The 12,218-nt window shown below is 74.5% G+C and carries 11 protein-coding genes; 9 read left to right on the plus strand and 2 right to left on the minus strand.

The window, feature by feature from the left end; translation table 11 throughout:
- The 5 genes from GUY61_RS25975 to GUY61_RS25995 all read left to right on the plus strand — a co-directional run.
- On the plus strand, positions 1-1,262 hold a 1,262-nt coding region (locus GUY61_RS25975), incomplete at its 5' end, for a glycoside hydrolase family 3 C-terminal domain-containing protein (RefSeq protein ID WP_208106472.1).
- Positions 1,263-1,450: 188 nt separating this feature from the next.
- Entirely contained in the window at positions 1,451-2,716 is a 1,266-nt protein-coding gene (locus tag GUY61_RS25980) for a glycosyltransferase family 4 protein (RefSeq protein WP_166632675.1), read from the plus strand.
- A complete protein-coding gene (locus GUY61_RS25985) occupies positions 2,713-3,561 on the plus strand; it encodes a transferase (RefSeq protein WP_243766753.1) in 849 nt (282 codons plus the stop codon). Before GUY61_RS25980 ends, GUY61_RS25985 begins: the two co-directional genes overlap by 4 nt.
- Positions 3,562-4,316: 755 nt before the next feature.
- Entirely contained in the window at positions 4,317-4,961 is a 645-nt protein-coding gene (locus GUY61_RS25990; RefSeq protein ID WP_166632669.1) for a hypothetical protein, read from the plus strand.
- Between the two features lie 176 nt (positions 4,962-5,137).
- Positions 5,138-5,788: a sigma-70 family RNA polymerase sigma factor gene (locus GUY61_RS25995; RefSeq protein WP_166632670.1), complete on the plus strand. Its 651-nt coding sequence runs from the start codon at positions 5,138-5,140 to the stop codon at positions 5,786-5,788.
- Between the two features lie 150 nt (positions 5,789-5,938).
- On the opposite strand, the gene GUY61_RS26000 is transcribed toward GUY61_RS25995, so the two are convergent.
- Positions 5,939-6,571: a copper resistance CopC family protein gene (locus GUY61_RS26000; RefSeq protein WP_166632671.1), complete on the minus strand. Its 633-nt coding sequence runs from the start codon at positions 6,569-6,571 to the stop codon at positions 5,939-5,941.
- 206 nt (positions 6,572-6,777) lie between these two features.
- Between GUY61_RS26000 and GUY61_RS41625 the strand changes: the two genes are divergently transcribed.
- Together GUY61_RS41625 and GUY61_RS26010 are read left to right on the plus strand one after the other, a co-directional pair.
- On the plus strand, positions 6,778-7,452 hold the full coding sequence (locus GUY61_RS41625; RefSeq protein WP_208106473.1) for a copper chaperone PCu(A)C: 675 nt from the start codon (positions 6,778-6,780) through the stop codon (positions 7,450-7,452).
- A gap of 9 nt (positions 7,453-7,461) precedes the next feature.
- Positions 7,462-8,718 (plus strand): Dyp-type peroxidase, encoded by a 1,257-nt coding sequence (locus tag GUY61_RS26010; protein ID WP_166632672.1) that lies wholly within the window; start codon positions 7,462-7,464, stop codon positions 8,716-8,718.
- A gap of 245 nt (positions 8,719-8,963) precedes the next feature.
- Here the strand turns inward: GUY61_RS26010 and GUY61_RS26015 are convergent, their stop codons facing one another.
- The gene (locus GUY61_RS26015) at positions 8,964-10,307 is read right to left on the minus strand and encodes a helix-turn-helix domain-containing protein (RefSeq protein WP_208106474.1); all 1,344 of its coding nucleotides are present in this window, start codon (positions 10,305-10,307) and stop codon (positions 8,964-8,966) included.
- Between the two features lie 229 nt (positions 10,308-10,536).
- Here GUY61_RS26015 and GUY61_RS26020 point away from each other — a divergent pair, with 229 nt between their 5' ends.
- Positions 10,537-10,692 carry a hypothetical protein gene (locus GUY61_RS26020; RefSeq protein ID WP_166632673.1) on the plus strand — a complete coding sequence of 52 codons (156 nt, stop codon included), beginning with the start codon at positions 10,537-10,539 and terminating at the stop codon, positions 10,690-10,692.
- 83 nt (positions 10,693-10,775) lie between these two features.
- Complete coding sequence (locus GUY61_RS26025) at positions 10,776-12,137, plus strand: NAD(P)/FAD-dependent oxidoreductase (RefSeq protein WP_166632674.1); 1,362 nt, start codon at positions 10,776-10,778, stop codon at positions 12,135-12,137.
- Positions 12,138-12,218: the final 81 nt, after the last annotated feature.

Below are 12,218 nucleotides of genomic sequence, written 5' to 3' on the forward strand. Positions count from 1 at the left end.
CGCCCGCCCTGAGCGGCGCCGACCCCGACGACGCCGCGGCGCTGCGCGGCACCGTCGACCTGGACTCCGAGACCAACAGGGAACTGGCACGGGAAGTCGCGGACCAGGCCATCGTCCTGCTCAGCAACAACGGCACCCTGCCCCTCGGACGGCCCCGCAGGATCGCCCTCGTCGGTCCCAACGCCGACGAACCGACCGCCGTCCTCGGCTGCTACTCCTTCCCGGTCCACGTCGGCGTCCACCACCCGGAGGTCCCCGCGGGCATCGGCCTGCCCACGCTGCGCGAGGCGCTGCGGCTGGAGTTCCCCGGCGCCGAGATCGTCACCGCGCGCGGAGCGGATGTCGACGGCGACGACACCTCGGGTTTCGCCGAGGCGATCCGGCTGGCGAACGGCTCCGACATCGTTATCGCCGCCCTGGGCGACCGGGCCGGGCTCTTCGGGCGCGGTACCAGCGGCGAGGGCTGCGACGCCGACTCCCTGGCCCTGCCCGGCGTACAGCAGGACCTGCTCGACGTGCTGCTCGACACCGGCACGCCGGTGGTCGTCACCCTGCTCGCGGGACGGCCGTACGCACTCGGCCGCGCCGCAGGCGAAGCGGCCGCCGTCGTGCAGTCCTTCTTCCCCGGCGCCGAGGGAGCCGGGGCGGTGGCCCGTGTGCTCAGCGGACGCACCAACCCGTCGGGCCGGCTGCCCGTGAGCGTGCCGCGCAGCCCCGGCGCACAGCCTTCCACCTATCTGGCGGCCCGGCTGGCGCAGGCCACCGAGGTGTCCAGCATCGACCCCACCGCCGCCTTCGCCTTCGGCCACGGTCTGTCGTACACGGTCTTCGACTGGAGCGACCTCACCGTCGGGAACAAGGAGAGCGGCACCGGGGGAGGGTTCGACCTCTCCTTCCGCGTACGCAACACCGGTGAACGGCAAGGCACCGAGGTCGTGCAGCTGTACCTGCACGACCCGGTGGCCTCCGTCGTGCAGCCGGTGCAGCGCCTCATCGGCTACACGCGGGTGCCGCTCGCGCCCGGCGAGTCGGGCCGGATCACGGTGCACGTCCCCGCCGACCTCGCCTCGTTCACCGGCCGCGACGGGCGGCGCGTCGTCGAGCCCGGGGAGCTGGAACTGCGCCTCGCCGCCTCCAGCACCGACACCCGCCTCACGGCGACGGTCGTCCTGACCGGCGGCCCCCGGTACGTGGACCACACGCGTCGGCTGCACGCGCGGTTCACCGTGGCCACCGGGCCCGGCGCCGGGCCGGCCGGCTGAACACCCGCGGCGGAGCGGCCCGGTTCCCGCCCGGGAACCGGGCCGCTCCGCCTCCGCGGGCGGGCCGGCATTCCGTCCCCGCCACCCGGCGCGGAACCGCCGCCCACACATGGCCAGAAGTCGAACATGTGACCAACAAGGTGGCAATGCCGGGCAACCTCAAGGGTGTTGGCGCTGTCTACCCGGCCATGAGGATCCGTTTTCTGATACACAACGCCTACGGGATCGGAGGGACGATCACCACCACCTTCAACCTGGCCCAGGCACTCGCACGGCAGCACGACGTGGAGATCGTCTCCGTGCTCCGGGCGCGTGAACTCCCGAGCTTCACCCTCGACCCCCGGGTCCGCCTGCGTCCTCTGGTGGATCTGCGGCACGAGAAGGACCACCCGCTGCACCAGCGGCCCGCCAAGGTGTTCCCCGTCGCGGAGTACCGCTACCGCCAGTACAGCGAGCTGACCGACCAGCGGATCGCCGAGTACCTCCGGACCACCGACGCCGACGTGATCATCGGCACCCGCCCGGGACTCAACGTGCACCTCGCCCTCCAGGCCCCGGAGCACACGGTGCGTCTCGGCCAGGAGCACCTGACGCTCGACAACCATCCACCCCGGCTGCGCAACGCCATGCGCCGGGCCTACCCCCGCCTCGACGCGCTCACCACTGTCACCGAGGCGGACGCCGCGGCCTACCGGCGCAAGATGAGGCTCGCGGGCGTACGCGTGGAGGCCCTGCCGAACAGCGTCCCCGACCCCGTGCTCCCCACCGCGGACGGCACCGGCAAGGTGATCATCGCCGCGGGCAGGCTGGTCCGGATCAAGCGCTACGACCTGCTGATCGAGGCATTCGCCGCGGTCGCGGCCGCACATCCCGACTGGCAGCTGCGCATCTACGGCAAGGGCGAGGACCACGACCGGCTGCGCCGGCGCATCGAGGACCTCGGCCTGAGCAACAACGCCTTCCTCATGGGTCCGGCCGCCCCCATGGAGGCCGAGTGGGTCAAGGGCTCCATCGGCGCCGCAGCATCCGACTTCGAACCGTTCGGCATGACGATCGTCGAGGCGATGCGCTGCGGCCTGCCCGTCGTCAGCACCGACTGTCCTCACGGACCCGCCGAGATCATCAAGGACGGCGTCGACGGACGGCTGGTGCCCGTCGGCGACCGTGACGCCATGGCCGCCGCCCTGCTCGGCCTGGTGCGCGACGACGGACTGCGCCGCCGCATGGGCCTGGCCGCCAGTGAGAACGCGGAGCGCTTCACTCCCGGCCCGCTCGTCGAGCGGTTCGAGCGGATCGCCGGCGCGGCTCTCGACGCGAAACGCTCCGGGCGCCGGCCCGCCCGGACACCGGGCGGGCTGAACCGCGTACTGATCAGCGGCGGATTCGCCGCGCGGGACGCCGCGTACGTCGCGGCCGGGAGCGTGCTGAGGACCGTACGGAAGGGCCGCCGATGAGCGCGACGAACGCGATGAACGCGACGAACACGACGAACACGACGGCACCGCAGGAGGACCCGCGAGCCGACTGCACGGTGGACGAGGACGGCCGGATCACCTGGCACCTGCGCCTGCCGGCGACCACCCCTCCGCGGCTGCTGCTCCGGCTCCGGCCCAGGAAGGGCGAGGCCGAGGGGAACCGCCATGTGCTCGGCCTCGACCGGGTCGCGGACGACAGCTGGCGGGCCGTCCTCGAACCGGGACTGCGCCTCGCCGAGGGCCGGTGGGACGCGTACGCGCTCCTGGGACCGGATGAGGAACGACTGCGGCTGCGCTCGGGGCTGCGCGACCTGCGGGCCCTTGTGACGGCCCACACGCGGGAGCACCCGGCCCCGGTGGCCGTCCGGATCCCCTACGCCACCAAGGAGGGGTACCTCGCCGTACGCGCCTGGCTGCGCGACGCCCACGCGGAGACCTCCACCCTCACCACCACCGACCGGTCGATGACGGTCTCGGCCGGCCTGCACGGCGCCTACCTCGCCGAGGACGCCGCGGTTGTGCTGCGCCGCAGGGGGCAGGGCGGGGAGGAGCGGAGGACCGGCCTCGACGCGTCCGCCGACCGGCGCGGATTCTCCTTCACCGTGGACTACGGGGACCTGTCGGCCGACGGGCCCGGCCGCATCTGGGACGTCTTCGTGCACCCGGGAGCGGACGCGCCCAGGATCCGCGTCGGCCGCCTGCTCGACGACGTGGCCGACCGCAAGACGGTCTTCGTCCACCCGGCGGCAGCCGTCTCGGGCTCCCTGGTGCGCCCGTACTACACGGCCGACAACGACCTGTCGGTAGAGATCACGAGCGCATGATCGGGCCCACGCCCGCCGCCCGCGCGGTGGACGAGGTCCCACCCGGCGGACGCCCACCGGCCTTCGCCCGCGTGCGCACGGGTGTGGGTGTGGGGCCCGTCCGCCCGGCAGGGCGGCCGTCCGGCCGGGACCGGTGCTCGGGCGCGAACCCGTGCCGCCCGCCGTCTGCCATGTCCTCCGGCCAGTCGCGGGCCGCGCGCGTGGTGGGCCGACCCCGGCTGTGTGCCTGTGCGGGTGGCTCGGGGCCACCGCTGGTGCCCTGTCCGGGGGGCTTCGGGGCGGGCCGCGCCCGGACGGGGCGTGCGGCTGTGCGGCGGCCGCGAGCAGTCCGGCTGCCTCTCGCCGGTTCCCGGGGGCTGCGCTTGCGATGCGTCCCGCCGGCGGGGGAGTCCTGGGCCCTCGTCGGTGCGGGTCGGCGTGTGTCCGCCGCCACGCTGCGGCGGGCCGAGGGGCCGAGTCCGCGTTGGGCGTGGCTGCCTGCCCGCGGCGGGCGACGGTGTGGGGCCGGGCGTGTTTGTGGTCACACGTCCGGGGCCGACGGCGGGTGTGGCCGGCGTGGCCGCTGCCTCCCGCCCCGGCGGAGGTGCCGGACCGAGGCCCGCGACGGTCCGGGCGTGGCGGGCGTGGCGGGCGTCCCGGGCCGGGGCCCACAGCCGCGCGGACCGGCAGCGGGCGGACCCGCGACGGGGCGCACAGGGGCGCTGGAACGGACCCCTGTGCGTCCGTGTGAGCGAAGAGCTGGCACCATGCCGGATATGACCACCCGGCCCGGCTTCCGTCTCGCGCGAGCCGCGATCTTCGCGGCGGTGTGCGTGGTGACGACGGCGCTCGGGCACTCCATGATGTCCGGCGCCGCCCCGCCGGCGTGGACCGTGGCCGGCGCGTTCGCCGCCGCGACGGGGGGAGCGTGGTGGCTGACCGGCCGGGAGCGCGGGGCGCCCGCCGTGACCGGATCGACGATCATCACGCAGTTCGTTCTCCACACCTTCTTCAGCCTGACTCAGGCGCCGTCCGCCATGGGCTCCGCGCCCGGGACGGGCGGCGCACACGGCACGGCGGGCATGGGGCACGCGCACCACGCGATGCACACGATGCCCATGTCCGGTGCCTCGTCCGCACACGGCTGGACCACCGGCATGGTGCTGACGCACACACTGGCCGCCCTTGTCTGCGGGCTGTGGCTGTGGCGCGGCGAGGCAGCCGCATTCCGGCTCGGCCGCGCCCTCGCGGCATTCGTCTTCGCGCCCCTGCGCCGCGCCCGCCTGGCCCTGGCCCGCACCGCACCCGGCCTCCCGCCGGGCCGGATCGTCACCGCCCCGCGGACACAGCGGCTGCGCAGGTCGCCGCTGCTCCACATCGTCTCCCGCAGAGGCCCGCCGGCCCTTCCGGTCTGCTGCTGACCGCCCGTCCCGCGGTCTTCACGGTTCCCTCGGTGACGGGCGGAGTCCCGGCGCGCCCGTGACGCGTCGCATGCCCGACGTCTCACGTCCCACGTGCGCCGGCCCACGGCCCTGCGGCACCCCGGGCCTCCGGGCCCGAAGGTGTGCCGCTCACCACGCATCCGCAAGGACCTGTGATGACCTCTGCACCGACACTGACCCCTGCCCTCAAACGGGCCCCGCTCCCGGGCCCCGCCGTGCGCGACGACCAGCAGATCACCCAATGGGCGCTGGCCGCCCGAGGCGGCGACAGCGAGGCGATCGACCAGTTCGTGCGCGCCACGCACGGCGATGTCTGGCGCTTCGTCGCCCACCTCTGCGCCGACGTACAGGGTGCCGACGACCTCGCCCAGGAGACGTATCTGCGGGCGCTGACCGGACTGCCGCGCTTCGCCGGCCGCTCGTACGCGCGCACCTGGCTGCTGTCGATCGCCCGCCGCGTGGTCGTCGACCGCCACCGCGCGGCCGCGGCCCGTCCGCGGCTCGCCGACGCCGAGGACTGGCGGGTGCCCGCCGAGCGGGCGCAGCGCGCCCAGCAGACCGGGCTGCCCGGCTTCGACGACGGAGTCGCGCTCCACGACCTCCTGGGAGCGCTGGACGCCCCGCGCCGGGAGGCGTTCGTCCTCACCCAGGTGATGGGCCTGCCCTACGCGGAGGCCGCGACGCTGGTGGGCTGCCCCATCGGCACCGTCCGCTCCCGGGTGGCGCGGGCCCGCGAGGAGATGGCCGGGCTGCTGCGGGCGGCGGAGACCGCCGGGGAGCCCGAGCCGGTGACTGCCGCCGCCTAGGCGCGGCGGACGTACGAGGCCGCTTCCGGTTCCCGCCCGCGGACGGGAACCGGAAGCGGCACGTTTCGCCGTGGCCAGGGCCGACGGCGAAGAGTTCCGGCCCGGCCGGAGAGCCCGGCCAGGCCGGGCCCGCTCAGCCCTGCCCAGGTCTCACGGACGGCGTACCGACCTGACCAGGACCACGCCCAGCAGGATCAGGACGGCCACCAGCGCCACTCCTCCCACCGGCCACAGGACCGACCACGGCCCGTCGGCATCATCGGCGGTGTCCGTATCATCCGCCCCGCCCGCACGCGGCGACTGAGTCGCCGGGCCGGCGGACGGCGTCCCGCCCGCGGCATCCGGGCGCGAGGACGGTGCCGGTGACACGGTCGGCGCCGCCGGGTCCTTGTTGGTGAAGGTGTACCGGCCCTGGAGCGGAGCCCCGTCGGCCGCCACGGTGCGCCAGGTGACGAGGATCTCGCCGGAGGGCAGCGCCTTCACCTTCTGCTCCACGTCGTTGTTGAGCGCGCTCGGCGCGCCGTCGCTGTACGACACACCGTCGGCGCCGGACACCGCGATGGTGGTGAACTGCTGCTTGACCGGCCCGTCGAAGCTCAGCGTGACCGACTCCGGGGACCGGGACACCACCGAGCCCGCCGCCGGGTCGGACCCCACCAGTCGCGCGTGCGCCCGAGCCGGTGCGGCCGCCGCGACGACCAGCAGCAGCGCGAGCAGCGCCGGCACGGCCGCCAGGAGCGCGGTCGGCACCCTCCTGGCGTACCCGGACACGGTCACGGACACGGGGGTTACGGACGCGGGCGTGTATCCGGCCGGCGCGGACGTCCGTACAGCCGGCGGGGACGTGGGCACGGCCGCGCGGACGGTCGCGGACGGCCCGGCGGACGGGAACGGGGAATCGCTTCGGCGCTTCACATACCAGTACGTCGGATCCGGCACCCGGAAAGTTCCCTGAAAATTCTCTGTGAAGACCCGGGAACTTCCGGCCGGTGCGCCACGACTACCTGTCCGAACTGCCGAACGCGAAGCCGGAGGGCCGACGAATCATGCGCACCGCCACCACCAGTCCCATAGCCCGGGGAACCCGCCGTCCGCGTGTCCTCGTCGCCGCCTCGGCGGTCGCGGTGCTGGGGATGATCACCCTCGCCGGTTGCGGCGCGGACGACTCGTCCCCGTCGGGCTCGGGCGGCTCCGCCACGGCGACCCCCAGCAAGGCCGCCGCCACTGCCGCGCCGGTCACCATGAAGGACCCGTGGGTGAAGGCCGCCGAGTCCGGCATGACCGGGGCGTTCGGAACCCTGGTCAACAGCACCGGCGCCGACATCACCGTCGTGTCCGCCACCTCCGGCGCGTCCGAGAAGATGGAGCTGCACGAGGTGGCCGACGTGGACGGCAAGATGGTGATGCGCCCGAAGGAGGGCGGGTTCGTCATCCCGGCCAAGGGCAGCCACACACTCAAGCCGGGCAGCGACCACCTGATGCTGATGGGGCTGGCCGACGCCGTGAAGCCGGGTGACGAGATCCCCGTCACCCTGACCTTCAAGGACGGCCGGACGCTCAAGTTCACCGCCGTCGCCAAGGAGTTCGCGGGCGGCAAGGAGAACTACGACTCCGGCAAGTCGGACATGAAGGACTCCGGCATGTCCGACATGAAGAAGGACTGACCACCCGCCATGGAGGAGAACAGCATCCCGCCCGTCAGCCGCCGCAGGGTGCTGGCCGGCGGAGCGCTCACCGTCACGGGCGCCCTCGCCGGTGCCGGGATCACCGCCGCCGTGGGACGTGGCAGCGGCTCCGGGGACGGCACCGGCGGCGACGCGGACCGGCGCCCGCAGACCGTCACCGTCGCCTACGGCGAGCAGACCGTGCCCTTCCACGGCAGGCACCAGGCCGGGATCGCGACCCCGGCCCAGTCCCACGCCGTGTTCCTCGGCTTCGAGCTGGCCAAAGGCACGGACCGCGCGGCCCTGGGCCGGATGATGCGGCTGCTCACCGACGACGCCGCCCGGCTCACCCGGGGTGAGCCGGCCCTGGCCGACACCGAACCCGAGCTCGCGGCACTGCCGGCCAGGCTGACCGTGACCTTCGGGTTCGGGCCCGGGCTGTTCAAGGCGGCCGGTGTCGACGACCAGCGGCCCGCGTCCCTCGAACCGCTGCCGCGGTTCGGCATCGACCGGCTGCAGGACCGCTGGAGCGGCGGCGACCTGCTGATCCAGATCTGCGCCGACGACCCGCTCACCGTCGCGCACGCCCAGCGGATGCTGATCAAGGACGCCAGGTCGTTCGCCCGGCTGCGCTGGACTCAGCGCGGGTTCCGCCGCGGGCGCGGCATCGAGGACGACGGGGTCACGCAGCGCAACCTCATGGGCCAGCTCGACGGCACCGCCAACCCGGATCTGGACGACGACGTCTTCTCGGAGATCGTCTGGACCGACGCGGGGCCGCGGTGGCTGCGTGACGGCGGCACGACCCTGGTACTGCGCAGGATCCGCATCGAGCTCGAGACCTGGGACGCGGCCGACACCGGCGCCAAGGAGTTCACCATCGGACGGAGGCTGCGCACCGGGGCGCCACTCACCGGCACCGCGGAGAAGGACCTCCCCGACTTCGACGCCAAGAACGACCTCGGCTTCCCGGTCATCTCCGAGCACGCCCACATACGGCGGGCCCACGTGGGAGAGGACCGGCGGCGCATCTTCCGCCGCCCGTACAACTACGACGAGGCCGCGGCCGTGGACGGGCGGTCGGAGACCGGCCTGCTCTTCGCCTCGTTCCAGCGCGACATCGGCGAGCAGTTCCTGCCGATCCAGCGCAGCCTGGCGGAGTCCGACCTCCTCAACCAGTGGACCACCCCGATCGGTTCGGCGGTCTTCGCCGTCCCGCCGGGCTGCGCCGCCGACGGCTGGATCGGGGACACCCTGCTCGGCTGACACGGGACCTCGCGCGGCCCGGACGCCGGGACGCGCGACGAACCGCCGGAGTGCGCGGTGGCGGCTCCGCCGTCCCGGACACGCGCACCGCCCGCAGGGCCGCTCCGGCGGCCGGGACCGGTTGCCCGGGACGCCCGGGCAGGGTGTCCCGGACACACCCGCGTGCGGCACCGTCCCGGGCACGCCGCAGAACCGGGCAGACGCCGTCCCGCGCATGACACCCGCCGTGTCACGTGCGGGGCGGCTCAGTCGTTCATCAGCCACATGCGGCACAGCCACCACGCGTTCACACCGCCGAACGTCCCGTGCGGGTCGATGCCGGTGACGTCCGCGAACCGCTGCACGCGGTTGCGGACGGTGTTGGGGTGCACGAACAGCGCCGCGGCGGCTGCGGCGACGTCCCGGTCCGCTTCGAGCCACGCGCACACCGCGTGGGCGACCGTTCTGGCGTTGGCGCCGAGCGCGGACCGTGCGGGGCGATGCCGGTCGAGGAGCACGGCCGCCAGATCGGCCCGGTCGGCGAGCGCCGCCGGCGCCGCGACCTCCGCGATATGGACCAGGCCCGTCCTGCCGGCCGTCTCCGCCGCCCCCAGCGCGGCGACCGCGAGACGCCGTACGGCGCCCAGCTCCTCGGGACCCGCGGGGCCGGCGAGACCCGCGACCGCGCCGTCGGAGGAGACGGACGGCGCCGGCACCCGGGTCAGTACGCCGACCAGCAGACCGTCGACGAGGGCGACCAGGGCCGGCGCATGCGCCCGCGGCTGCTCGTGGACGGCCGACGGCAACGTGTCCCGGGGCCGGGCGACCGCCACCCACAGCCCGCCGCCCGCCGGCAGCCCCGCCTCGGCGGCGGCGAGCGCGGCGGCCGAGCCGCCCTCGAGGAGACGCCGCACCAGGTCCGCTTCGCGGTCGACGGCGGGCAGGGTCCGGCCGGTTTCCGTGGCGCGGTGCGCCGTGATCAGCCGGGCCCGCACCGCCTCGGACCAGTCGTCGTAGAGTTCACGCGCGTCGAGCAGCCGGTCGGCGGGCACCCCGTGCGCCGCCGCCACCTCACGCGCACGCGCCCAGATGGTCCGCTCGGCCACATGGACGGCGCCGAGGACCGCCTCGATCGGTACGCCCTGCCTGGCCCGCGTGACGCCCAGCTCGGCCACGAACGACAGCTCCGCCTCCGTCGGGCCGCGCCTGGCGGCGACGGCACGGGTCGCGGCGGCCAGCAGCGCACGGGTGTGCCCGGCGATGTCGGCCGGCGGGAGCACGGAGACCTCGCGGACCAGCGTGCGCACACCGGCCACCACGGACGGCAGCAGGTCGTCCTCGCCGACCACCCGCTCGATCAGGTCGACCACGGCGGTCCACCCGTCACGCCCGTCCGCGTCACGCCCGTCCGTGCCCCGTCCGTCCGCGTCACGCCCGTCCGTGCCCCGTCCGTCCGCGTCACGCCCGTCCGTGCCCCGTCCGTCCGCGTCACGCCCGTCCGTGCCCCGTCCGTCCGCGTCACGCCCGTCCGTGCCACGGGTGCCCGAGCCTCGGGCGCGGGAGCCGGCGGCATCGGAACCATGGGCGTCGTGGACGTCTCGGGCGTGCATGGACGCGACTATCACCGTGCTTGTGGATTTTCACAAGGCGCGGCCCGAATCCCGTGGACGCCACCATGTTCGGGCGGCCTGGCGCGGCCTAGCGTTGGGCCCCACCACAAGACGGGGCGGCCGGGAGGTCCGCGTGCCGTGCGGACCGGCACGCGGTGCCGCGGCGCCCCGCTCAGGCGGCGGCACGGTCGCGCGGCGCGGCACCCGGAGGGAGAGCGAAGGAGTCCGCATGCCTGATGTCGCCGTGATCACCCGGGCGGGCGGCGGTGTCGGCACCGCGACGATGCGCCCCTTCACCGGCGCGGGCCATGACGCGGCCGGGATCCCGCCGGGCGGCCGCACCAGGACGACGGTCCGCCGCCTGCGAGGGGGCCGGGGGCCCTGACCCGGAGCCCGATGGAGCACCCAGGCACCTTCAAGCCCTACTCGCCACCGCCCCTCCGCACGCACCGAGGAAGCAGAGAACCCATGACCCCTCCTACCCGTGTCGCCGTCATCGGCGCCGGAGCAGCGGGCCTTGCCACCACCAAGTCCCTGCTCGACGCGGGCGTCGACGTCGTCACCTACGAGAAGGGCGACCGGCCCGGCGGACTGTGGGCCCGCGACAACAGCAGTGGCCTGTCGCCCGCGTACGCCTCACTGCACCTCAACACCAGCAAAGCACGCACCCAGTTCGCGGACTTCCCGATGCCCGCCCACTGGAGCGACTATCCCTCCGCCGACCGCGTGGCGGGGTATCTCGCCGACTACGCGGAAACATTCGGGCTCGTCCCCCACCTGCGCTTCCACCGGACCGTCAGTTCCGCCGAGCGGTCGGAGTCCGGTGAGGGCTGGCTGGTCTCCACCGAGGACGGACGGACGGACGCCTACGACGCCCTGGTGGTCGCCAGCGGCCACAACTGGGACCCGCGGTGGCCCGAGCCCGCGTATCCCGGCACCTTCGCCGGTACCCAGTTGCACGCCCACGACTACCGGAGTGCCGAGGTGTTCCGGGGGCGCCGGGTCCTCGTCGTCGGCATGGGCAACTCGGCCATGGACATCGCCGTGGACGCCTCGTACACCGCGAGCGGGCCGGTACTCCTCTCGGCCCGGCACGGGGTGCACGTCATACCCAAGTACCTCTTCGGCCGGCCGTCGGACGCGACCGGCGGTGCCCTGTCCGTGCTGCCGTGGCGGATGCGCCAGCGGCTGGCCGAGCGCCTGCTCCGGCTGGCCGTCGGCACTCCGCAGAGCTACGGACTGCCCGCTCCCCGGGGCGGCCTGTTCCAGAACCACCCCACGATCAGCGACACGATCCTGCACCGTCTCACCCACGGCGAAGTGGTCCCACGCCCCGGTGTCGACCGTCTCGACGGCGACGCGGTCGTCTTCACCGACGGCACACGCGACGAGGTCGACCTGATCGTGTGGGCCACCGGCTACCGGGTGACCGTCCCCTTCCTCACCCGCCGCTGGCTGGGCGAGGACCCCGAGCGGCTGCCGCTCTACCGGAGGGTGTTCCATCTCGACGACTCGAGCCTGGCCTTCGTCGGGCTGATGCAGTCGACGGGCGCAGCGCTGCCGGTCGTGGAGGCGCAGGCCAAGCTGGTCGCCGCCCACTTCGGAGGTTCGTACGCCCTGCCCCGCGCGGCGGACCAGAGGCGGGCGGTGGCCCGGGCGCTGCGGGACGCCACCGCGCGCTGGGGCGCCGACCGCCGCCCGATGATGCGCGTCGACTTCGACGCGTACTGCGCCGAGTTGCCGCGCGAGACGAGGGCCGGGCGGGCGCGGCTGCGGCGCGGTACCGGCCGTCCGTTCATCCCCGCATGCCGCCAGGAGAGCCTCGTATGAACAACCACACCCCGGATCGCGCCCCGGACCAGCAGCGCTCCGGCCGACCCAGTGCCCGGCCTCCCGCCCAGGACTCTGCCC

This window comes from Streptomyces sp. GC420 (assembly GCF_009916105.1).
GTDB lineage: Bacteria > Actinomycetota > Actinomycetes > Streptomycetales > Streptomycetaceae > Streptomyces.